Genomic DNA, 22745 nt, shown 5'->3' with positions numbered 1-22745 from the left:
TATGATATTATTATTATAGTTAATGTATCAGATATTATAGACAACCTTGAACGGACTGAGAGGAGTTTGAGTGAATATGCAGCAATTTGAAGATAGTATTTATAATCTGATTGTAGAAACCTCTACGAATTTGCCGGGAGATGTGCGCCGGGCAGTCGCCAAAGGACGAGCACTAGAGGATAAGGCTACCCGTTCAGGACTGGCTCTGACTACTATTGCACAGAATATCGGAATGGCGGAGCAGCAGATATCACCCATCTGCCAGGATACAGGGATGTTGACGTTTATCATTCATACACCTGTAGGCATTAATCAGATTGAGATGAAAAAAGATATCTATAACGCCATAGTACGGGCTACCAAGAACGGCAAGCTGCGTCCGAACTCAGTGGATTCTCTTACAGGCGAGAACAGTGGCGATAACCTGGGAGAGGGCACGCCGGTTATTCATTTCGAGCAATGGGAAGAGGATAGCGTAGATGTAAGACTTATTCTTAAAGGCGGCGGCTGCGAAAATAAGAATATTCAATATAGCCTTCCGGCTGAGCTGGAAGGCTTAGGTAAAGCGGGCCGTGATCTGGATGGCATCCGCAAGTGTATCCTTCATTCAGTCTATCAGGCACAAGGCCAGGGATGCAGCGCAGGGTTTATCGGTGTCGGCATCGGCGGTGACCGCACGACCGGCTATGAGCTGGCCAAGAAGCAACTCTTCCGTAAGGTGGAGGATGTAAATCCTATTGAAGATCTGCAGAAGATGGAAGATTATATTATGGAGAATGCCAACAAGCTGGGGATCGGTACGATGGGCTTTGGCGGCGAGGTTACACTGCTTGGCTGTAAGGTTGGCGTAATCAATCGTCTTCCAGCCAGCTTCTTCGTATCTGTAGCGTACAATTGCTGGGCCTTTCGCCGCCAAGGTGTACTTGTTGATGCGGCAACAGGAAGTATTAAAGAGTGGCTATACGAGAGCGGTACCGGAGTTTCAGTGGATGAAGGGAGCGTTCAGCAGCCTGAACCCGCAGTTGTTATAGCTGCTGCAGGCAATGCTGGCGTAACCACGGAGGATGCTTCCATTGCTGGGGCACCGGCTGAAATCGCCACTGCAGCTGCAAGAACGGATACAGCTGCTGCAGGCGGCTCGCGTGAAGTGCGGCTTACGGCGCCAATAAGTGAAGAGGATATCCGCAGTCTCCGTGTAGGTGATGTAGTTATTCTGTCCGGCGAAATGCATACCGGACGTGATGCATTGCATAAATATTTGATGGACCATGAGGCTCCTGTCGATCTAAATGGAGCTGTGATCTATCACTGTGGTCCTGTAATGATGAAGGATGAGGAAGGCTGGCATGTGAAGGCGGCCGGGCCGACAACAAGCATCCGCGAGGAGCCTTATCAAGGCGATATTATGAAGAAATTCGGCATCCGTGCTGTAATCGGCAAGGGAGGCATGGGACCCAAGACGCTGGCAGCCTTGCAAGAGCACGGAGGTGTATATCTCAACGCTATTGGTGGTGCCGCGCAATATTATGCGGAATGTATCAAAAAGGTAAATGCTGTTGATTTCATGGAATTTGGTATACCTGAAGCGATGTGGCATCTGGACGTGGATGGCTTTGCAGCCATTGTTACTATGGATGCTCACGGCAACAGTCTGCATGCGGATGTGGAGAAGGATTCGGCCGCGAAGCTGATTCAGTTCCGGGAACCTGTATTTAAATAAGCTTGTAAAAGGAATGAATGGAGTGGCAGCTCTAGGTTCCACACGATAACTTATCCTTATATTTCGCGAAGAAACGGGTACCGTCCAGTATAAAGGATGGTACCCGTTTCTTCTTGGGTGAGTTCCTATGATAAATACCAAGCTGGTATTTTGAAGAGAATGGAGTTAGGATTAATTTCAAGAATATTTAGATAATAAGAAAGAGGAGCACTTCTGATGAAACCGTTTCGCATTCGTCTTACGCTAATCCTGATGGCCCTGATCGGTATTTCCATGATTGGTGCCGGCTTTACGATGGCTCATTTGTTTAAGAATTCTCATGTTGCCGCACTTGAAGAGAATATGTCCCGGGAAATAAAACTCTTATCGGGTACATTTCAGTTTCAGGATATGAACGGGGCGGATGCCATCACGTATTATACTGGGCAGGCTGAGCGTATTGCTAAGCTGACGAATTCCCGGATTACTTTTATTACGAAAGATGGTAAAGTCATTGGGGATTCGGAAAAAAACCCACGCGAGATGGACAACCATTCCACCCGTGAGGAGGAGGTCATTGCCGCCGAAGAAGGAATAGGCCGTGCCATCCGATATAGCAATACATTGGATCAGAAAATGCTGTATGTAGCAGGAGCGGTGGTCTCTGACCAAGGCTTTGATGGTTTCATTCGGCTATCCATGGATTTGAAAGCAGTAACTGAAGGTTTGAACCGGGCTTGGACGATTATGGCTGGAGGTTTGATCCTATTATTTATCGCCGCGACGTTTGTAAGCTATAAAGTGGCATCAAGTATGACATCTCCGCTTGAACAGATTACCAGAGTAGCCCGCCGGATTACCGATCTTGATTATGATGCCCGTGTACCTTGGAAGCGCAAGGATGAGATCGGGCAGCTCGCGACTGCAATCAATGTGATGGCAGATAGTCTGCAGACCCAGCTGAAGACGATTCGTGATAACGAAGACCTACTGCAAAGCGTGTTGGATAATATGACCGGCGGGATTGTGATGATCAATGCAGAGGGCGAAATTGCACTTTTGAACCGGGCGTCAGAGCGATTGCTGGATGTGGATAACAGCGAGATGGCTGGCCATTCCTTCCGGGAGTTGAAGCGACACTATGAGCTTACGAAGTTGGTTGAAGAAGGCGTGTCCCGCAAAGAGCCTATTCATGAAGAGCGAAGTATCTACAATCCGGGAGAACGAATAGTACGGCTAGATGGTGTTCCGATGATCCAAGATGGAACTTATCGGGGAATGCTGTTCCTGCTACAGGAGGTAACTGAAATCCGCGCGCTGGAAAGAATGCGTAGCGAATTCGTGGCCAATGTTTCCCATGAGCTGAAGACGCCGGTGGCGGCTGTCAAGGGATTTGCCGAAACACTACTCGGTGGTGGAGTTAAGGACGAGAAGACCGCTAACTCTTTTCTGCAAATTATTTATGATGAGAATGAGCGTTTGAATCGTCTGATTGGTGATATTCTGGAGCTTTCCAAGATAGAATCCAAACGCGTACAGTTGGACTGCTCACCTATTCATTTGATTGAATTCTTCGATTCCGTGCTGGAAACGCTCAGTAAGGTGGCTGAGAAAAAGAATATCAGTCTAAGTAGTAATGTGCCAGCGGAGCTGTTCATTGAGGGTGATGAGGATAAGCTGCGTCAAATCTTCATGAATCTGCTCTCTAATGCTATTAATTACACGCACGATGGAGGCAGTGTAAAAGTAACCGCCATGAACCACCTGAAACCGGACGGTACTGAAAATGTGATCTTCACAGTCAGCGACACGGGGATGGGAATTCCACGCAAAGATTTACCACGCATCTTCGAACGCTTCTACAGGGTAGATAAAGCAAGGTCGAGAAGTTCCGGTGGAACCGGACTTGGCCTCTCTATTGTGAAGCATCTGGTAGAATTGCACCGAGGAGTCATTTCCGTAGAAAGCGACCTTGGGATTGGAAGTTCGTTCATTCTGGAATTGCCCTTACTGCAGGAAGAAGAGGAATGAGCAGAAGTAGAGAATATAGAGCTTTGAAGTGAATAATAGAGCGTTGAAGTGAATAATTGCAGATCAACAGGTAAAAATGCAGAAGGGTCCTTCTTTTTTTACACTAAGTTAACATTCTGGTGATATGATAGCTTTGTTGTTGTTTTGTAAATTTAAAAACATATGAAGACGGGGGAACCTATGGCACAACGATTGCTTGTCATTGAAGACGAACCGACACTGGCTCGACTGCTGTCCTATAATTTAACGCAGGAAGGTTACGAGGTGACGGTGGAAGATCATGGAACGGCAGGGTATGATCGTGCAACTAGAGAACCTTTTGACCTGATCATTCTGGATCTTATGCTGCCGGGGATGAACGGGATTGATATTCTTGATAAATTGCGTGGACAAGGCATCCGCACACCTGTTATCGTACTTACCGCCAAGAATGCGGAAGAGGACGTTGTCCGGGGATTGAAATCTGGTGCGGATGATTATATAACCAAACCCTTTGGCGTCTCAGAGCTTCTCGCCCGGGTTAGCGCCGTACTTCGCCGGATCTCTGGCCTCGCTGAAGAAGCTCAGCCCGAAACAGCTGTCTCTGCATCAACGATTATTCTGGGACAGTTGGAGATATATCCGGAAAGGTATGAGGTTTCACTGGGTGGGCAGAGCATAAACCTGCGTCCCAAAGAATTCGAGGTATTGCTGTATTTGGCCCGTAAGCCAGGTGTCGTACTGACGCGTGACGATTTAATGAATGCTGTATGGGGCTTCGATTATATCGGCGGACAACGGACGGTTGATGTGCATGTTAGTTCACTTCGCAAGAAGCTGGAGCTTGATCCCGATTCGGTTCATATTGATTCGATTCGCGGGGTAGGCTACAAGTTAGTGGTTAACAAAAAGAGAACTCCGGTCGTTTAAATGACGGAGTTCTTTTTTGTTAGTTAATAGTTATGAAGTATAAAAGATGTGGCGGGACCGTAAGATAAGTTGAATAATTGGATTTTTAAATATCTCGCGCGAATTTTACAATGCGTTTACAATTCTCGTCAACTCTATTTACACTAAAGGCTTATTATGGGGAACGAAGATGATGAGAAGGAGACAGAAAAACTAATGAAATCCATCATTGACATAGAGAAACTAGATCTCTACTATGAGAATTTTCACGCGTTGAAGAGCGTGGACTTGCAAGTTCCTGAGAAGCAGGTAACCGCGTTTATTGGCCCTTCGGGCTGCGGAAAGTCTACACTGCTACGTACATTGAATCGAATGAATGATATGATTCCCGGCACACGAATTGAAGGAACTGTGAACATTGGCGGCAAAAACATTTATGGTCCTGAGGTAGAAGTGGAGAGCTTGCGCAAGCAGGTAGGTATGGTTTTTCAACAGCCCAATCCTTTTCCAAAGTCGATCTATGACAATGTAGCTTATGGTCCACGCCTGCATGGCGTTCGTTCCAAGAGCGAGCTGGATGAGCTTGTGGAGCAAAGCTTGCGTCAGTCTGCCCTTTGGGAGGAAGTAAAAGACTTCCTGAAGAAATCAGCACTCAGTTTATCAGGTGGTCAACAGCAGAGATTATGTATTGCTAGAGCACTCGCTGTGCAACCGGATATTCTGCTTATGGATGAAGCGACCTCTGCACTTGACCCGGTATCCACCCTTAAAATTGAAGAGCTAGTCCAAGAATTGCGAGACAGGTATACAATCGTTATGGTCACGCATAACATGCATCAGGCGGCACGTGTATCGGGCCGGACGGTATTTTTCCTGAACGGTGTGATTGTAGAGGCGGCGGATACAGAGCTGTTGTTCTCTAACCCTAAGGATTCCCGTACAGAAGATTATATTTCCGGGCGTTTCGGCTAACTGTCAACGGAAAAGGCCCAACCTTGAAAGTGCTAAGCTGACCATAAGTTTGAGGAGGATCGCTCTTAATATGATTCGCAGAAAAGAATTTGATAAGGACTTGGAAGAGTTGCGCAGCTTGCTGCAGCAAATGGGTGAGCATGTTACAGATGCTCTTGAAGGTGCAGTTGTCGCTCTGCAGACCCTTGATACCACACGTGCTCAGGACATAGTGAAAGCAGATTTACGATTAAATGCCATGGAAGATCGAATTATGGAAATCGGTTCGCGGTTGATCATTACTCAGCAGCCGGTAGCCAAAGATTTGCGTCGTATTCTCGTAGCGTTCAAAATATCGAATGACCTCGAGCGAATGGGTGACTTGGCGCTAGACGTAGCCAAAGTAACCATGCGCCTGCAGGGGCAGCATTTAATTAAGCCGTTGGTGGACATTCCCCGTATGGCTGAGATCGTCACTCTTATGACTACGGATTCTATTCAGTCTTATCTGGATGAGAATACGGATTTAGCCTACAAAATGGCTCAGGACGACGACCAGGTTGACCAATTATACAGCACAATGATTAACGAGTTGTACACCTTCATGCTTGAGAAGCCTGATGCTCTGTCGCAAGTGATCGTACTGACATTAGTAGGTCGGTATATCGAACGAATTGGCGACCATGCTACTAATATCGGAGAGAGCGTTGTTTATCTGGTAACAGGCAAACGTCCAGACCTGAATCAGTAATTGGTGTATATTGAAGCAAGATAAAGAGAATTTCTAAAGCAAGCTTTCCTTCATTGGGGAGCTTGCTTTTTTTCTGGTCATAGGACAACTCTCGTGTTGATGGACATTCGACTAACGAGGACTGCTTAGGTTCTTTTTTGGGCAGAGCATATGGTAATATGTAAGAAGTAAGCAACATAAAGGCGAGGTGCTCAAGTGGAAAAGTTGATTCTTATAGATGGTAATAACATTATTTATCGCGCATTCTTCGCGATGCCGCCGCTCACGAATACAGCAGGGCAGCAGACGAACGCAGTATACGGATTTACTACCATGCTGCTGCGGTTAATCGAGGAGCATAAGCCTACTCATATGATTGTGGCTTTTGATGCTGGGAAAGTAACCTTCCGCCATGAAGGATACCAAGAATATAAAGGTGGAAGAGAGAAGACACCGCCGGAACTCTCCGAACAGTTCCCGATGTTGAAGGAGCTGTTGCGTGAACTTGGGGTTCCCCAGTTTGAAATTGCCAGCTATGAAGCTGATGATATTATAGGTACCATCTCCCGCCAGGCGGATGAAGCCGGACGGCAGGTCATGATCGTGTCGGGAGACAAGGATATGCTGCAGCTGGCTTCCGAGCATACGACGGTAGCTCTGATTCGAAAAGGGGTTACGGATATTGAACTGTATGGACCGGAGCAAATCCGTGAGAAATATAATCTTACACCGCTGCAGATTATAGACCTTAAAGGCCTGATGGGCGATGCCAGTGATAACATTCCGGGTGTGCCGGGTGTGGGTGAGAAGACCGCTCTTAAGCTGTTGCACCAGTTCGGATCCGTGGAAGCAGTTCTTGCTGGAACCGGCGAACTAAAAGGCAAAATGAAAGAAAAACTAGAGGCCCATGCGGATGACGCCGTTATGAGCAAAAAATTGGCGACCATTTATCGGGAGGTTCCGCTGGAGCACTCGTGGGAAGATATGGTCTTTAGTGAAATTAAGGCAGACACCGCCGGGCCGGCGTTTGCAAAGCTGGAATTCAGATCCTTGTTGGAGCGTCTGTCACTGAGTGCTTATGCGCCAGCCGTTGCCGGTGAGGAAACGGAAGCAGAGTTGGAAGCAGCCGCGCTTGATATTACTATCGTTGGCACTGCAGAATTGGATGAGCTAATTGCAGCACTTCCCGGTATATCGGCGCTGCATGTGGAGTCGAATGGGGACAACCCGCATCGGGCTGAAGTGATCGGGTTAGGTCTGTCTTCACCAGAACGGCATTACTTCGTGCCGTTTGCGCTGCTGCAAACTCCTGAAGCAGCGAAGCTGCGGGAGTGGCTGGGAGACGAGAAAGCACCGAAGAGTGGGTACGATCTGCACCGTGCCGATCTTGCGCTGCATTGGCAGGGGATTGCTTTTGCCGGAGCCGCCAATGATGTACAGTTGGCAGCTTATTTGCTTGACCCTACTGAAGCCAATCAGAATCTGAACGACCTGAATGCCAAGTATGGCCTGCCTCGCTTGTCAGCAGATGAAGAGATATTCAGTAAAGGCGCTAAATATAAAATCCCGGATCTGGAAGTGCTGGGCAATCATGTGGCGCGTAAAAGCGCAACAGTACTCGGTATTGTACAAAAACAGGAGCAGGAACTGATTGAGACGGCTATGACGGGTCTGTTCGTGGATCTGGAAATGCCTTTATCACGCATCCTAGCGGATATGGAGAAGCAGGGCATTGCGGTCAATAAAGAAGAGCTTAAAGAACTCGGCAAGGAATTAGAAGAGCAAATCTCCAAGCTGGTGACGGGAATATATGAAACCTGCGGTGTCGAGTTTAATTTGAACTCACCGAAGCAACTGGGTGAAATATTATTTGTGAAACTTGGCCTGCCCGTGGTGAAGAAGACGAAGACCGGATATTCTACGGACGCTGAGGTGCTGGAAAAGCTGGCTCCTTATCATGATGCGGTACGCCTGATCTTGCAATACCGTACGCTTGCCAAGCTCCAGTCTACGTATGTAGAAGGATTGCTGAAGGAAATTTCCCCGCAAACAGGCAAGGTGCATACCTTCTATCGGCAGACCATCGCGGCTACAGGGAGGCTCAGTAGCCAATTTCCGAACCTGCAGAATATTCCGATCCGGTTGGAGGAAGGCCGCAAAATCCGCAAGGTGTTCGTTCCTTCTGAACCGGGCTGGTCTATTCTGGCAGCAGATTACTCGCAGATCGAGCTGCGGGTGCTGGCTCATATTTCGGATGATGAGAACTTGAAGGAAGCTTTCCTGAATGACATGGATATTCATACGAAGACGGCAATGGATGTATTCGGAGTGAGTTCCGAACAGGTGGACAGCAATATGCGCCGCTCAGCCAAGGCGGTCAATTTTGGCATTGTATACGGCATCAGCGATTATGGGCTTTCGCAGAATCTGAATATCCCCCGCAAGGAAGCCGCGCGATTTATTGAACAATATTTTGAGGTGTTCAAGGGCGTGCGTCGCTATATGGACGATATTGTGCTGGAAGCACGGAAGAATGGCTATGTGACGACCATGCTGGAGCGCCGCCGCTACTTGCCTGAGATTAACGCGAAGAATTTCAATTTGCGTTCTTTTGCCGAACGTACAGCCATGAATACACCGATACAGGGAACTGCAGCAGACATCATTAAGCTGGCTATGGTACACATGGATAAAGCACTTTTCGAGCGTGGGCTAAAGAGCCGCATGTTACTTCAGGTTCATGATGAGCTTGTCTTCGAAGTGCCGGGCGATGAGCTGGAGTTGATGAAGAAGCTTTTGCCGGAAGTGATGGAGGGTGCATTGGCGCTTTCTGTACCTTTGAAGGCAGAGGTAAGTTTTGGCAGCAACTGGTATGAAGCGAAATAGCCTCCCGCGTAGTGTATATATCCGCTATAATGGAGTAGAGGTGAGATATAATGCCGGAATTACCGGAAGTGGAAACCGTCAAGAGAACACTTAACGTTTTAATTAAAGGAAAGCAGATAGAGTATGTAACCGTCCGACTAGCGCGAATTATTCAACGTCCGGATGATATTCAGGCCTTTGCCAATATGCTGGCAGGCCATAGCGTGGTAAATGTAGAGCGGAGAGGTAAGTTTTTACGCATAGTGTTGGACGGTCTGGTCCTCGTGTCTCATCTACGGATGGAAGGGCGGTACGGGCTGTTTCAGAAGAATGACCCGCTGGACAAGCATACACATGTTATTTTCCATTTTACAGATGGTACGGAGCTGCGATATACGGATGTGCGCCAGTTCGGTACAATGCATCTGTTTCAGCCGGGCGAAGACCTCAGACTACCGCCTCTGAATAAGCTGGGGCAGGAGCCGTTGGAGCCTGCTTTTACTCCGGAGAGGTTCAAGGAGATAGTGGCTGGCAAAAGTACAAAAATCAAGTCACTGCTGCTTAATCAGGAATATGTGGTTGGCATCGGTAATATTTATGTAGATGAGTCGCTGCACCGGGCTGGTATTCATCCGGAGGATAGCGCCAAGGTTCTTTCTGGTGAACAGCTGGATAATTTGTATGAAGCTATTGTGTCTACGTTAACAGAGGCGGTAAACGCCGGAGGTTCATCCGTGAAATCGTATGTGAACGGTCAAGGAGAGAGCGGCAGTTATCAGGATCAGCATTTGATATATGGACGCAAAGACCAGCCGTGTGTTTCCTGTGGAACGATGATCGAGAAGACTGTAGTCGGAGGTCGTGGCACGCATTATTGCCCCAATTGCCAGCGTCCAACTGCAATCTGATATTGGTAGGCACTCACAACCTGTCCCGCCCATATACTGTGTGAAGAATGCTTAATCGAGCGAAGAGAGGCTGCGGATTCATCCGCTTAGGCTCTCGTTCTTCACAGGAGGGATTGCGGGTGCTTAGCCCATTTTTTTCACTGCTGCTGCTGGCGTTTGCCTTGAGTTTGGACGGTTTTGGTGTTGGTATTACATATGGTTTACGCTCAATGAAGATACCGCTTCTCTCGATCCTGATCATCTCCCTTTGTTCAGGCGTAGTCATTGGTGTCTCCATGCAGGTGGGTGTACTGTTAGCTAAGGTAGTATCTCCACATGCTGCTTCTGCAGTCGGAGCTGTTATTCTCGTCCTGATGGGTTGCTGGTCTTTAGTCCAGATGCTGATGCAGAGGGAAAAAGAACAGAATTACGAACGAAAGTTGCCGGGAAACGGTACAGAATCGTCGACAGCCCAAATGTGGCTGCAGGCGGTTGATCAAGGGGATTCAGCCCAGTTTATCGGTGCGGCTGCAGAGGAACCACTCAAATCAGCTGTATTCTCGCTTGAACTGCGGCACCTGGGAATTGTGATTCAGATCCTCCGCACCCCATCGTCAGCGGACATGGACGCCTCAGGAAGCATCTCATCAATGGAAGCGATGGTGCTCGGTATTGCACTCTCTCTAGATGCTTTTGGGGCTGGACTTGGAGCGGCATTACTGGGGTTCAATCCAATCTGGACTGCACTTATGATCGCTCTGTTCAGCGGTTCATTTCTGATGGTGGGCATGAAGACAGGACTTAGATTCGCGGGAAGTTACTGGATGAAACATGCTGCGGCGCTACCTGCGTTATTATTAATTTCAATGGGAATAATGAAGCTGTTATGAGGTGAATTCATGATTATGGGCTTAACCGGAGGCATTGCTTCTGGAAAAAGCACGGTGTCCACACTATTTGTTAATAAGGGAGCGAGACTGGTTGATGCTGATGTTATCGCCAGAGAAGTTATGCTCCCCGGGACTCCGGTGCTGGCTGCTGCCGTGCGTTATTTCGGAAGCGGAATTTTATTGCCAGATGGAGTGCTGAACAGAGCGAAATTGGGTGAAATAGTTTTTAAAGATGCAGAGGCAAGGCAGGTGCTGAATAAACTGACGCATCCGGCAATTCGCCAGGAGATTAAAGAACGCATGTACAGCATGGAGCAGGAAGAGCCTCAACGGTTAATTATAGTGGATATCCCGCTGCTATATGAATCCAGGCTTGAGGATCTGTTTCAAGAGATAGTGGTGGTATATGTTCCAATGGAAATACAGATTGCCCGCTTAATGGAGCGTAACGGTCTATCGCTTGAACAGGCGGAAGGACGTTTGGCTTCTCAAATGGACATTGAGATCAAACGCAGCAAGGCGAATTATGTGATCGACAATAGTTTGGACCTCACTCATACTGAGCTGCAGGTTGCCACTTTGTGGGACAGGCTGGGGTTATCATGAAATGGCTGCGTAAAAAAAGGGTGCTGCTCCTGTTGTTCGTAGGTTTTACAGCAGTACTGTTTCTAAGCACAAACTGGATGTCGTGGTTCTACCCCATTTATTACAAAGAAGAGATCCGTAAGCATAGTATTACTTATGAGATGGATCCTTTCCTTGTGGCAGCAATTATCCGTGTTGAGACTAACTATAAGACCGGACGTGAATCCAAAAAAGGCGCACTAGGATTAATGCAGCTTATGCCGGATACGGCCAAGTGGGCACTCGAAATGGCCAAGCTGCCCGATGTATCCTTGGTTCAACTGAAGGAGAAGCCGTCTGAGAATATTGAGCTCGGGACTTGGTACTTGTCCAATCTGTCCCGTCAGTTCGAAGGCAACCGCACGGCAGTCATCGCCGCGTATAATGCAGGGCCCGGCAATGTGAAGCACTGGCTGGAAGCAGGATCTTGGGACGGAACTGAAGCTACTGTCAAGGATATTCCCATTGGGGAGACCCGTCATTATGTGCAGCGTGTTCTTTATTATTATGATCAGTACACGGAGATTTATAGTGAATTCTAATCTGTGCACTTAATAAAAAGAAGCATTAAACAGCCCGTGAGCCGTTTAATACTTCTTTAGGCAAGCATATGCAGACAGGTTATTTGTATTGACCTGCCAGTTGCTGTTCAGCCAGGGTTACAAGACGTTTAGTGATGTAACCACCGATCGAACCGTTTTCGTAAGATGTTTTATTGCCTTGATACCCATCTGGGGAAAGTGTAATACCCAGTTCTTGGGCAACTTCAAATTTCAATTGATTCAAAGCTGCGCTGGATTTAGGAGCTACCAGGTTGTTGGAGCTGTTGTTTTGGCTCATTGCTGTTCACCTCCTATCGGTTGGTAACTGTATTATGTGCTGGACTTGCCATATTCATAACAACAAAAATACGGTGATTTATGGAAAAAAGAATTACACCATTATTGCAGAGGAAGTGATTAAACTTATGAAATGCCCATATTGCGATCACACCAATACCAAAGTGCTGGATTCGCGTCCTGCCAATGAGAATAAGTCGATCCGACGGAGGCGTGAATGCGAGCTGTGCAGCAAGCGTTTTACTACATTTGAGATGATTGAGGAGACCCCTCTAATTGTTATCAAGAAGGATGGCAGCCGTGAGGAATTCAGCCGCGACAAAATACTGCGTGGTCTCATCCGTGCCTGTGAGAAGCGCCCTGTGTCCGTTGAGCGTCTAGAGGTCATCGTGTCTGAGGTCGAGAAAGCGCTACGTGGCATCGCTCTGGCCGAAATTGAGAGTCGCCAGATCGGCGAGCTGGTGATGGAAGAACTCTACCCTGTCGACGAGGTTGCCTACGTCCGCTTCGCATCTGTCTATCGTCAGTTCAAGGACATCAACATGTTCATGAAGGAGCTGAAGGGGCTGCTGTCAAAGAGCGAAGAGCTGGAGGGGCTCTAGAAGGATTAGAGCCATTCAAGCGAATTATATCTGCGAAAAAAAACTATTGACACCATAGGCGATTTTTTATATTATATAGGAGTCGCCTACAAAGCTTAAGGTTATGTGAGTGATTATGATTACCGCACAAACGGTTACATAAATCATTGTAGATACCAGTAATTCGGGGGATTAGCTCAGCTGGGAGAGCGCATCGCTGGCAGCGATGAGGTCAGGGGTTCGAGCCCCCTATTCTCCACCAAATTTCATACATGGACTCTTAGCTCAGCTGGTAGAGCAGTTGACTCTTAATCAATTGGTCCAGGGTTCGAATCCCTGAGAGTCCATCACAGAAAGAACGGCAGAGATGCCGTTCTTTTTGCTTTATACTTTTAACATCAAATATTTTGGGTGTTATTTTGCCATTGGCCCGTTTTGTGAATGCGCAGGAAAGATTTTGAGTAAACACTTTAAAAATGTACTAACACGAATCCACCTAAAAAATAGAGCGCATCCTTTGGGAAAAGGCGGTCTATTTTTTTGGCGGTTTGATCAACCTACCCTCAAATTCTGCAGCTTAGCTCTCTATATTTGCAGCTTACTTTAGCACCTATTGAATATAAATTACCGCGAAAATATACTGTAACTGTAAGCAGGAGCTCAAGCCGGCATTGACAGAATAGCGACTGTTCCAATATCTAAAATGGGGTGAGACGATGAAAGTTACGATTGAGAATATCCCACCAGGAAGTGAACCTGAGATCATAATACGATGTAATGAGCCTGATGAATCATTGATGAAACTAATTTACTCCATTAAATCAACCTCCAAAAAGCTTGTTGGAATCATGGACTTACAGATGCACATTATCAATCTCAATGATGTTTTTTATTTCGAGGCTGTAGACAATAAAGTATTTATTTATTGCCAAGAGAAGGTTTTTGAATCCAGGCTTAAGCTTTATGAGATTGAGACGGAATATGAGCACTGGGATTTTTTTAGAGCCTCCAAATCAACTATCCTTAATATTTCAAAAATTGAATCGGTAAGCCCGATTCTATATGGGAGGTTTGAAGCGTTGCTTCAGAATAGTGAAAAGGTCTTCATTTCCAGACAATATGTTCCGGTGCTCAAAACAAAATTAGGACTCTAAGGAGGCTCCATTATGAAAATCAGCAAATATCTATCGTATATGTTAAAAGATTTTCTGATAGCTAGTGGATTCTTGACAGTCATTGCCGCAATAGTGTTGGCCCTCTCTTCTTCAGGAACGATTCAAGCCTCACTGCTCGGGCAAATCGTCTTAATTGCTGCAGCGTTTACTTGTTTCAAGTACGCTTTAGTGAACACACATGAACTAGGGAAAAAGGCTGGAATCATCAGCTTCTATGTTTGTTTTATAATGGCAGATGTATTTTTAATATTATGGTTATGGTTTTTTAGCTCCCGCCAAATTTTTGATAGGGATCTTTTATTATCGTATACAGTTGTAATTCTTCTTGTTAAAGGAGTGGTCTTTACAATGATGCATATGGATGGACAGAATGAGGCCAAACAACTCAATCAAAAGCTGAGCGAGTATAAGAATAGTGAGGATAAGCGATTGGTGTGAGTGATGACTCTATAAAAATAAATCAAAAACCGTGCTCTCACTGGAGAGTGCGGTTTTTGTATTTTTAAGAATATATAAATATCAGTGACAATATTCACTTTCATCATTGAGAAACCGATAAATATTTTGACGAAATTAAAAATAATGTCGAAATTTGTTGGCAGAAGAGGAAGTAAGGTTGAGTGGTTTATTAGCAGAAGGTTCGCAGAAGAGTGGTTAGGATACTTGGTTTGACAAATTTGAATTTTAGGAGACTCATATGAAACTTATACGTCGCTTGTCCAGATGGAATTTTCACTCGATCACAAACAAAATGACCATCGCTTTTTCTCTTATTTTAATAATACCCAGTTTATCAATAGGCTTGATTTCTTACAATCTGGCTAAAAATAAAATTGATGAGCAAATGCAGAAGGCTGCATCTTCCAGTATTACGCTGTTGAATCAAACTATTAATCAACTCGTAGAGGGGCAAATGAAGAATGTGGATTTTCTGGCTTCACAACTTTCAACAGCCAATATTGGTTCGGTACAGGGAGATGAGAACCCGGAAATAAGAAAGCTTCTGGATAGCAATAAGAAACTTTTTCCCGAGCTTGAGGGTGTAAATCTGGCAACGGATAAGGGGGTCACTATTTCTTCTCCAATTATCGACTTACCTGCTGGTTTTGATGTAAAAGTTAGACCTTATTATATTGCAGCTATGAGCAACAAAGGAAAAGTAGCCATTACAGATCCATTTGTGTCAGCTGCAACAGGCAATCTTGTCATATCCATATCCAAGGTGACGCAGGATGGTCACGGTGTATTGTTTGTAAATCTCAGCTTGGAATCGTTAGGGAATATTGTAAAAGATGTGAAGATAGGCAGCGAGGGCTACGTACTAATCTTCGATAAAATGAAAAAATATTTGGCGGCACCTGATACGCTGGATATAAAATTAGGCGATACTGCAACGGGAACAATCTCAGATACGGTGGAGGGCTCGAATTCAGGTACAGCAGACTACATAAGCCCCTTAGATGGAAAATCAAAGAACCTTGTATTCTCGACTAATCCATTGACGGGATGGAAAATACTGGGTAGTTGGGATACTAATGAAGTGGCGCAAGAAGCATCCGCTATATTTAATACAACGGCTCTTGTTATTGCTATCGCCTTATTAACAGGAGGAATCATTGTATTTTTTATCATTCGTTCCTTTACGATTCCTATGACTTTATTAACCTCTACATCAGAGAAAATCAGTGCCGGTGATTTAAGACAACGGGTAAATATTAAGTCGAAGAACGAATTCGGCCAGCTTGGTGCAAGCTTTAATCAGATGGTGGATTCACTGCGATCCATTTTGGTTGAGGTTAGTGAATCGTCCGGGCTGTTAGCCGCTTCTTCAGAGCAATTGGCGGCCAGCGCAGAGGAATCCTCCAAAGCGACCGAGCATATTTCGGGCATCGCTGAACAAATGTCGGATGGAGCCAACCAGCAAACCCAGCAGGTAGAGCAAAGTTCCCAAACGATTTACGACACAACGGCAAGAATGCAGCAGGTCACAACAAATATACAGCAGGTGACCGAAACGACGGTCAAGGCTTCTGCGAAATCGGCAGAAGGCGGCCGCGCTATACACACAGCTGTAGGACAAATGAATTCCATTAGCGGATCTGTTGATGAACTATCACAAGTCATTAGCAATCTGGCAAGCACTTCACATGAGATTGGCCAAATTACGGAAGTGATTACACAAATAGCCCAGCAAACGAATTTACTTTCGCTGAATGCTTCCATTGAAGCGGCCAGAGCTGGTGAACACGGTCGCGGATTTGCAGTAGTAGCCAATGAAGTGAAGAAGTTGGCTGAAAAATCCTCCAAATCGACTGAAGAAATCGCTAATCTGATCGGTAACATTCAGGAAGATATCAGTAAAGCGCAGCGATCGATGGAATCTTCAAAAAATGAAGTGAGTGTCGGAATGAATGTTGTTCATCAGGCCGGAAGTTTGTTCTCAGAAATTGAAAGCTTCGTCGATGAGGTAGGCAGCCAAGTACAAGAGGTTTCGGAAGCGACCCTAATCATATCCAACCGGTCATTGGAAATTGATCAACAGATCTCAGAAATCGCCGCCATTGCGCAATCAACGGCAGCCGGGGCTGAAAATGTGTCTGCAGCCTCAGAAGAGCAACTGGCCTCCATGCAGGAAATTTCATCATCTTCATCGTCCCTTACCAAAATGGCTGAGGATCTGCAGTTATTGGTCGATAAATTCAAGCTCTAAAGTCGAGGATTCTACCAAACGAAAAATCGCTAAGCTGAGCGATTACAGGGGATGGTGGGAGTTAATGATATGGCAGTTGTTAATGCCTATACTTCTCTCTGTAATGGCTCAGCGTAAGGAGCGGCCAGATGTAACGATAGCTGTGATAGTGAGTGTAATAATTGCCCGGGAGACCAGCACCTGTCGGATAAGAGATCATCCAGTTATCTTCTTGTAAGGACGCAATAAGTCTATAGATTCCTTTATTTATTTGGGCTGTTGGCTGTGGATGAACAGCAATAAGTGCATCTAACGCCCAGGCGGTCTGAGGGGGTGTGCTTTCCCCTAAAGGTACATAGCGCAACAGACGGTCACTTCTACAGGATTCCCCCCATCCCCCGTCAGGGTTCTGAATACGTAATAACCATTGGGTTCCTTTTTGTACAGTTATATGGTTGGAGGAGACCCCTACAGCCTCTAAGCCCGTTAGTGCTGCCCACGTACCATATATGTAACAAATCCCCCATCGACCATACCAAGAGCCGTCCTTTTCCTGATGCTTAATCAACCATTTCGTTCCGTACTTGATGAACTCGTGCCGGATATCAAGGCCACAGAAATTACCGAGGTACTCTAAGGTTCGCCCTGTAAGGTCAGCCTCCGATGGGTCTATAGCTGCAGATTTAGCACCGTCAATGGCCAACCAAGTGAGCATTTTTTTTGTTTTTTTTTCAAAAGCCGGCCAGCCTCCACCTTCATTTTGCATGGATAGAACCCAATTCAGACCACGATTCCATGATTCCCTGTGCAAAGGGTCAGTCTGGGATAAGGTTTGAATTGCTCGTAAAGCAGCCGTGGTATCATCCACATCCGGATTAAGCGTATTGGAGTCAGAGAATCCCCATCCCCCAGGAATGGGATTAGGATTGTGAATACTCCAGTCAGCCGTTTTGTCTTGCTGTTTGGAGAGCAGATAGGCAGCCGCGTTCCGAATCGCTACATGATCAGCATTGATTCCGGCTTCTTGCAGGGTGTAGGCAAGCAAAGCGGTATCCCATACGGTAGAAGGTGAGTTTTGAATTGTGGTTTTGTCGTTAAAGTTGTACTGCATAGCGGTTATGCCTTGAACGGCATGAGTGATGAGTGGATGGTCTTTATCATACCCAAGTGCAAGTAAGGCGAAGATCATCAGGATGGTACTGCTGGCGTAGCTGTATAGGGTTCCATCGGCTTCAAGCCGTTGCAAAATGAACTGTTCAGCCTTTGTTATTGCGGCTTCATGGATAGAACGGGGAGTGCCAATAAGTTTACGTAAGCCGGAGTTTATGCTGTCCAGTACCTCTTGGTCTTCCCGAGAATGAGGTTCATTGATGTGAATACGATCCACCTTAAGTTCATCTAGCTCAGGAGTATGCGCGGTTTTTATTGAAAAATGATGATCGGCCATGATTAATATCGGAGTAAGATGGATTCTTGAATACCCGGAAAACTCAAAAAAGTTGATTGGAGAAAATGTGGGGAGAAGCAGTACCTCAAGGGGAATGGAAGATAGTGAAGCGGGCCATTTCATTTGTCCAGTAGCGGCGAGGATGACTTTGGTCAGGATACTGGAAACTTGCCCAAGACCTCCCTTGGACTGTATAAAGCGCTTGGCTCGTAGCATAGGTTCGTCCGTTTTCTGGCTATACCCAGAATAGAGCAGGGCATAATAGGCTTCAATTGAAGCAGATAAGTTTCCTTCTTCTTCATCGAAATACAATTTCCAGCAGCCTTCGGGCTGCTGTTCGGTGAGGATGCGATCATGTAGTTGTCGAATAAGAACCTCATTCTGAATGTTCAACGTTCGAAAGAGGATGATCACGTAAGCATCTATAATGATTCCATTCTCAAAACAAAAATGCCAAGTCCCATTGTGCTGTTGCTGCTGGATAAGGGTTGCTGTCAGTTGATCAATCGCTTCATCTACTGCGCTTAAGACATTGCCCATCCCCTTTGTACCTCCCAAGTCTTTTTTATCATTATATGATTGTCGGCAAAGGGAAATGAGGTTAAAGTTTCTAGCTATATATCCAGTTTTGTTGATATGGGTCATCAATTGCTACTATGGGTATTTATACATGTAGAACAATCATTTGACAAGATACATATTTTAGGAATAAATAGAGAAAAGGGGAAAAGTATGAAGGTGAGATATCTAAAGTTAACTGTATTAATACTGGTTTTCACGCTTTTATTTTCTAGATTTTTGATGCCCGTTTCCGCTGCATTAAGTGAAATAAACCTGGGGTCAGCCAGTACTTTTGGACTTCTCGCCAATACGATGACAACTGTTGGAACTTCCGTTTACGGAGATACTGGAGCTATAACCCAGACGGGAATACCCTTTTTAACGAATGGATCCAATCATATAAATGATAGTGCCTATAATACCGCAAACAGCGACTTGGGAAATGCAATTATTAACGCGAATTCTCAGACACCAACTATTATTGGTACCCCTGGAGCTGATCTGGGAGGCCTTACTCTACTCCCAGGCGTTTACAGTTATCCGGGCGCAGTAAATATTGGAACGGATGTAACACTCAGTGGAAATGATGTCTTTATCTTTCAAATTGAGGGTACCTTGGATACAGTGGCTAATACAAAAATTTCATTAACAAATGGTGCCCAAGCCTGTAATATTTATTGGGTAGTAAAGGGTGCCACAACACTTGCAGCTAATACTAGCTTTGAAGGTAATTTAATGAGCGAATCTGCAGCAGTGACAGTTGGGATTAATACAACTATAAATGGTAGGATCCTATCACAAAATGCAGTGACATTCACGAATCCTGGACCTTCGATCATTACAGTTCCAACCTGTGTACAAGCATTACCAACACCAACAGTAACACCAACAGTAACAGTAACACCAACGACATCTGCATTGCCAACAACAGTGACACCAACGGCAACAGCGACGTCACCAGCAGTGACACCAACACCAACACCAACAGCAGTATTGTCAACGGCAACACCATTAGTAACGCCAACAGCAAGCGCAGTGGTAGTAGCACCAACAGGAACACCTACTGCAACACCTACTGCAACACCTACTGCAACACCTACTGCAACACCTAGAACTATGCCTGTTCCTACATATCCTACTGGAGCTCCAGTAGATGGGAAATTGATTGGTGAATCAGAGTTAGTTGAAATATGGCTGCTTCCAAATGGAGGTATAGTCATCGTTGCACAACTTCCTGATAATACAAAAGAAACTGGAGTATGGAGTTTTGATCTGGGGGGAGTCGTCTACACGATAGAAGGAAATAGGAGCGTAAGTTATACTGTTCTTAAAGCACCAGTCGGGACTTATAATATATCAGTAAAATTCACTCCCCAAAGCGGACCTGTGTATAGTTTTGAAGCAGTTCCAGTAACCGTGCCAACAGTTACTGGCGGCGAACTTCCGAACACGGCTACGCCTTGGTACAACATGCTCCTAGTCGGTTCTGTATTCACAATAATGGGAGTTGTAATGTGGAGAAGAAAGCTTCGTGAATAATATGAATATGAAGAACAAAGTGAAAAATAGAAAACGGGTTAACCTTATCTCCCTGGGATCATTGATTCTGGGGGTCTTTTTTATCAGCTGGGCAATGATTCATATTCAGAAAGAGACAGCTCCGACCGTTTATACAGAGAATACTAATTTAACATCAAACAATGTTATTCAACAAAATGCCTTCAAGAGCAATAGCTTTGTTCCAGTGGAGACAAGTTATCCTATCAGCACTCCGAATCATGATGATATTCTTTATCCTATAAGGCCGTTAGAAGGCGATACTATTGGAAATCTGACGATTCCAGCTTTAAAGCAAATTATACCGATTATTCATGGAACAGATGAAGATGAGCTGGAGAAAGGGATCGGACATTTTTCCCAAAGCGTTCTACCGGGGGAGAATAACAATTCTGTTCTATCCGGTCATCGAGATACCGTATTTGCGAAATTAGGGGAACTGAAGCTTGGGAATACGCTCATCGTTGAAACATCAGCGGGTATTTTCACCTATAAGATCAGTGCAATACGAATTGTTCATAAAGAAGATCTAACGATTATTGTGCCTACAGATCATGCTGTGCTAACAGTCATTACTTGCTATCCCTTCCATTTTATTGGTGCCGCACCTGATCGCTATATTCTTACGGCAGATTTGATATGAAATCTTGGGTTTACTTTATTTAGTAGGCTGAACTTGACTGACAAATTGGGTCAGATCATTTAAGTATTGATCGTCAAATAATTTTCTAGGAAAGAAGATCGCCGTTAAATAGGTTCTTAATTCAGATTTAGCAAGTGCCTTTTTTAGCATGGAGTGATCAGCATTGGGCAAGTTGGATACTGAAAGCAAACTGGAGGATATTTTGTGCCGGTATACACGTTCAGTATCCAGAACATCAACATTAATATCTTGTCCTCCTAGAACCAGGTGGACAGGGGACGCGAAATAAGCTAATTCCTCGGTAGCATCGGACTGAACATTTTTTGCTATAAACTCCCACCTTTCTTTAGAAATCAAATCGTTCTGCTGAGCAAATTTCAAGTAAGTACTATATGAGGCTTGTTCTTGAATTAAATGTAAGACTTGCTCATTGTAAGTTTCCTTCTCCATAATTTCTTGTGCGGAGTACCCATCTTGTTCCATCTGCGCTTTCGTATTATATTTTCCTTGAGCAATCCAATTAATGGCCGGCGATACAAGGATACTGAAGGAGATATTATGTTCTTCTCTAACGATCTTTGGAATTACCCAACCAGCCTGACTTGCTCCCCACAAGCCAATTCTTTTGTCGTCAATCATAGGTAAAGATTTAGCCCAGTCTATCGCATGTATGGCTTCCTGTGCACGGTCCTCCATGCTTTGCTCCAGCCAGTTCCCTGAGGAACCGTGAATACCAGGTTTGTTTAGTGACAATGAAGCGTAACCGACGGAAGCGAACTTTTCCCATAAAGGTTTATAACCGCCATCGTAGGTGTCATTAGTCGGGCCATCTCCGTGAATAAAAACTACAAGTCCAATGTTTGCGGAATAATTTTTTGGCAAAGCTAAAGTTCCTGTCAATAGGCCTTGTGGGGTTTCAAATTCTATTTTTTTCTCAATCATCTTATATGAATTTTGGTTTAATACGAACAGAACCAAGGCAATCAATAACCCTGCTACTAACCCTAAGGAAAGCTTGATATATCTTTTCAATAATTCCACTCCCTAATGTTGCAGTGATGCTCTCCATGACATGAAATTCCAAATGGGATACTGAAAGAAAATATGTCTCATCATATTGTAGTTGGATCTTTCAATATCAAAGGCCATCTTCTCATACAAATGTATGGCCTGTTTGTTATTGCTTACAACGTGAAGAGATAATTGGTCAAATTCAGAGTTAAGCGTGAAATGTTGTGCCCAGGCCAGGAGCTGTCCGCCAATTCCCTTATTACGATGGCTTGACCGAATAGCTAAATGATCGATATAACATTCATGTGCTTTGGGTTGATAATCTAAAAAGCACATCCCTACTATAAATTTACATACATTGAGGTATCCGAACTGCTTGAAGAGCTGCGCTATGTGGATTTGATCTGCCCTTTTATTTGAGGGAGCGTTTCCTTTCCATTTGAGGCAAAGAGTACCGACTACTTTTCCGTTTTCTTTGGCAACTATTTGTTTTACAGTTGAAGCATTCGGATCATCAATCCAGATACTCCCCAATAGCTTCCTAATTTGATTAATATCCAGATGGACAAGCGCATGGAATTTTCCTAGAAAAGAATCCACTATAAGTTCGCGTACAGCTTCATTGTCTTCTTTTTGGTAAGCAACGATTTCAATGGGGTTCAGACTCATTAAGCACC

Annotated in this window: 20 protein-coding genes and 2 tRNA genes; 18 read left to right on the top strand and 4 right to left on the bottom strand. The window is 45.1% G+C overall.

What is annotated here, in order from left to right:
* The first annotated feature begins 76 nt into the window (after positions 1-76).
* The 10 genes from GJB61_RS08080 (at position 77) to GJB61_RS08035 (ending at position 12107) form a co-directional block, all read left to right on the top strand.
* Positions 77-1720, top strand: coding sequence for a fumarate hydratase (locus tag GJB61_RS08080; RefSeq protein ID WP_154117948.1), 1644 nt, complete (start codon positions 77-79; stop codon positions 1718-1720).
* A 216-nt stretch (positions 1721-1936) separates the two neighbouring features.
* On the top strand, positions 1937-3730 hold the full coding sequence (gene pnpS / locus GJB61_RS08075) for a two-component system histidine kinase PnpS (protein ID WP_154117947.1): 1794 nt from the start codon (positions 1937-1939) through the stop codon (positions 3728-3730).
* A gap of 180 nt (positions 3731-3910) precedes the next feature.
* Positions 3911-4639 carry a response regulator transcription factor gene (locus tag GJB61_RS08070; protein ID WP_154117946.1) on the top strand — a complete coding sequence of 243 codons (729 nt, stop codon included), beginning with the start codon at positions 3911-3913 and terminating at the stop codon, positions 4637-4639.
* Positions 4640-4834: 195 nt separating this feature from the next.
* Entirely contained in the window at positions 4835-5590 is a 756-nt protein-coding gene (pstB, locus tag GJB61_RS08065) for a phosphate ABC transporter ATP-binding protein PstB (protein ID WP_154117945.1), read from the top strand.
* A 70-nt stretch (positions 5591-5660) separates the two neighbouring features.
* Positions 5661-6320: a phosphate signaling complex protein PhoU gene (gene phoU, locus GJB61_RS08060; protein WP_154117944.1), complete on the top strand. Its 660-nt coding sequence runs from the start codon at positions 5661-5663 to the stop codon at positions 6318-6320.
* A 195-nt stretch (positions 6321-6515) separates the two neighbouring features.
* The gene (gene polA, locus GJB61_RS08055; protein WP_338115706.1) at positions 6516-9185 is read left to right on the top strand and encodes a DNA polymerase I; all 2670 of its coding nucleotides are present in this window, start codon (positions 6516-6518) and stop codon (positions 9183-9185) included.
* Positions 9186-9235: 50 nt separating this feature from the next.
* On the top strand, positions 9236-10072 hold the full coding sequence (gene mutM / locus GJB61_RS08050; RefSeq protein WP_154117943.1) for a DNA-formamidopyrimidine glycosylase: 837 nt from the start codon (positions 9236-9238) through the stop codon (positions 10070-10072).
* Between the two features lie 119 nt (positions 10073-10191).
* Entirely contained in the window at positions 10192-10941 is a 750-nt protein-coding gene (locus GJB61_RS08045; RefSeq protein ID WP_338115705.1) for a manganese efflux pump, read from the top strand.
* A gap of 9 nt (positions 10942-10950) precedes the next feature.
* Positions 10951-11547 (top strand): dephospho-CoA kinase, encoded by a 597-nt coding sequence (gene coaE / locus GJB61_RS08040; protein ID WP_154117941.1) that lies wholly within the window; start codon positions 10951-10953, stop codon positions 11545-11547.
* On the top strand, positions 11544-12107 hold the full coding sequence (locus tag GJB61_RS08035) for a lytic transglycosylase domain-containing protein (protein ID WP_154117940.1): 564 nt from the start codon (positions 11544-11546) through the stop codon (positions 12105-12107). Before coaE ends, GJB61_RS08035 begins: the two co-directional genes overlap by 4 nt.
* A gap of 79 nt (positions 12108-12186) precedes the next feature.
* Here the strand turns inward: GJB61_RS08035 and GJB61_RS08030 are convergent, their stop codons facing one another.
* Positions 12187-12405, bottom strand: a complete 219-nt coding sequence (locus tag GJB61_RS08030) for an alpha/beta-type small acid-soluble spore protein (RefSeq protein ID WP_154117939.1) — start codon at positions 12403-12405, stop codon at positions 12187-12189.
* Between the two features lie 127 nt (positions 12406-12532).
* Between GJB61_RS08030 and nrdR the strand changes: the two genes are divergently transcribed.
* The 6 genes from nrdR (at position 12533) to GJB61_RS08000 (ending at position 16870) form a co-directional block, all read left to right on the top strand.
* Positions 12533-13006 (top strand): transcriptional regulator NrdR, encoded by a 474-nt coding sequence (nrdR, locus tag GJB61_RS08025; protein WP_154118184.1) that lies wholly within the window; start codon positions 12533-12535, stop codon positions 13004-13006.
* Positions 13007-13171: 165 nt separating this feature from the next.
* Positions 13172-13247, top strand: a tRNA-Ala gene (locus tag GJB61_RS08020).
* 12 nt (positions 13248-13259) lie between these two features.
* Positions 13260-13332: transfer RNA gene (locus GJB61_RS08015), tRNA-Lys, on the top strand.
* Between the two features lie 369 nt (positions 13333-13701).
* Positions 13702-14139, top strand: a complete 438-nt coding sequence (locus tag GJB61_RS08010) for a LytTR family DNA-binding domain-containing protein (protein WP_154117938.1) — start codon at positions 13702-13704, stop codon at positions 14137-14139.
* A 12-nt stretch (positions 14140-14151) separates the two neighbouring features.
* Entirely contained in the window at positions 14152-14598 is a 447-nt protein-coding gene (locus tag GJB61_RS08005; protein ID WP_154117937.1) for a DUF3021 domain-containing protein, read from the top strand.
* 259 nt (positions 14599-14857) lie between these two features.
* Entirely contained in the window at positions 14858-16870 is a 2013-nt protein-coding gene (locus GJB61_RS08000) for a methyl-accepting chemotaxis protein (protein ID WP_154117936.1), read from the top strand.
* A gap of 79 nt (positions 16871-16949) precedes the next feature.
* Here GJB61_RS08000 and shc read toward each other — a convergent pair whose 3' ends face one another.
* Positions 16950-18836 carry a squalene--hopene cyclase gene (shc, locus tag GJB61_RS07995; protein ID WP_154117935.1) on the bottom strand — a complete coding sequence of 629 codons (1887 nt, stop codon included), beginning with the start codon at positions 18834-18836 and terminating at the stop codon, positions 16950-16952.
* A gap of 96 nt (positions 18837-18932) precedes the next feature.
* Here shc and GJB61_RS07990 point away from each other — a divergent pair, with 96 nt between their 5' ends.
* Together GJB61_RS07990 and GJB61_RS07985 are read left to right on the top strand one after the other, a co-directional pair.
* The gene (locus GJB61_RS07990; RefSeq protein WP_154117934.1) at positions 18933-20396 is read left to right on the top strand and encodes an ice-binding family protein; all 1464 of its coding nucleotides are present in this window, start codon (positions 18933-18935) and stop codon (positions 20394-20396) included.
* Between the two features lies 1 nt (position 20397).
* On the top strand, positions 20398-21057 hold the full coding sequence (locus GJB61_RS07985) for a class D sortase (protein WP_229521570.1): 660 nt from the start codon (positions 20398-20400) through the stop codon (positions 21055-21057).
* 15 nt (positions 21058-21072) lie between these two features.
* Here GJB61_RS07985 and GJB61_RS07980 read toward each other — a convergent pair whose 3' ends face one another.
* Positions 21073-22089, bottom strand: coding sequence for an alpha/beta hydrolase family protein (locus GJB61_RS07980; protein ID WP_154117933.1), 1017 nt, complete (start codon positions 22087-22089; stop codon positions 21073-21075).
* A 12-nt stretch (positions 22090-22101) separates the two neighbouring features.
* Positions 22102-22737 carry a GNAT family N-acetyltransferase gene (locus tag GJB61_RS07975; protein WP_154117932.1) on the bottom strand — a complete coding sequence of 212 codons (636 nt, stop codon included), beginning with the start codon at positions 22735-22737 and terminating at the stop codon, positions 22102-22104.
* Positions 22738-22745: the final 8 nt, after the last annotated feature.

The organism is Paenibacillus monticola, from assembly GCF_009664975.1.
In the GTDB taxonomy this organism is placed as follows: domain Bacteria; phylum Bacillota; class Bacilli; order Paenibacillales; family Paenibacillaceae; genus Paenibacillus_AQ; species Paenibacillus_AQ monticola.
Note: the sequence above shows the minus strand (reverse complement) of the source record. Positions and strands in the feature narration are given on the sequence as shown.

Excerpts from the sequence above, each read along its gene's own strand:
- GJB61_RS08000 (WP_154117936.1), top strand. The coding sequence starts at position 14,858 with ATGAAACTTATACGTCGCTTGTCCAGATGGAATTTTCACTCGATCACA.
- coaE (WP_154117941.1), top strand. The coding sequence starts at position 10,951 with ATGATTATGGGCTTAACCGGAGGCATTGCTTCTGGAAAAAGCACGGTG.
- GJB61_RS08080 (WP_154117948.1), top strand. The coding sequence starts at position 77 with ATGCAGCAATTTGAAGATAGTATTTATAATCTGATTGTAGAAACCTCT.
- nrdR (WP_154118184.1), top strand. The coding sequence starts at position 12,533 with ATGAAATGCCCATATTGCGATCACACCAATACCAAAGTGCTGGATTCG.
- GJB61_RS08005 (WP_154117937.1), top strand. The coding sequence starts at position 14,152 with ATGAAAATCAGCAAATATCTATCGTATATGTTAAAAGATTTTCTGATA.
- shc (WP_154117935.1), bottom strand. The coding sequence starts at position 18,836 with ATGGGCAATGTCTTAAGCGCAGTAGATGAAGCGATTGATCAACTGACA.
- GJB61_RS07975 (WP_154117932.1), bottom strand. The coding sequence starts at position 22,737 with ATGAGTCTGAACCCCATTGAAATCGTTGCTTACCAAAAAGAAGACAAT.
- pstB (WP_154117945.1), top strand. The coding sequence starts at position 4,835 with ATGAAATCCATCATTGACATAGAGAAACTAGATCTCTACTATGAGAAT.
- GJB61_RS08070 (WP_154117946.1), top strand. The coding sequence starts at position 3,911 with ATGGCACAACGATTGCTTGTCATTGAAGACGAACCGACACTGGCTCGA.
- GJB61_RS08010 (WP_154117938.1), top strand. The coding sequence starts at position 13,702 with ATGAAAGTTACGATTGAGAATATCCCACCAGGAAGTGAACCTGAGATC.
- GJB61_RS07990 (WP_154117934.1), top strand. The coding sequence starts at position 18,933 with ATGGGTCATCAATTGCTACTATGGGTATTTATACATGTAGAACAATCA.
- GJB61_RS08030 (WP_154117939.1), bottom strand. The coding sequence starts at position 12,405 with ATGAGCCAAAACAACAGCTCCAACAACCTGGTAGCTCCTAAATCCAGC.
- pnpS (WP_154117947.1), top strand. The coding sequence starts at position 1,937 with ATGAAACCGTTTCGCATTCGTCTTACGCTAATCCTGATGGCCCTGATC.
- mutM (WP_154117943.1), top strand. The coding sequence starts at position 9,236 with ATGCCGGAATTACCGGAAGTGGAAACCGTCAAGAGAACACTTAACGTT.
- GJB61_RS07985 (WP_229521570.1), top strand. The coding sequence starts at position 20,398 with ATGAATATGAAGAACAAAGTGAAAAATAGAAAACGGGTTAACCTTATC.
- GJB61_RS08035 (WP_154117940.1), top strand. The coding sequence starts at position 11,544 with ATGAAATGGCTGCGTAAAAAAAGGGTGCTGCTCCTGTTGTTCGTAGGT.
- phoU (WP_154117944.1), top strand. The coding sequence starts at position 5,661 with ATGATTCGCAGAAAAGAATTTGATAAGGACTTGGAAGAGTTGCGCAGC.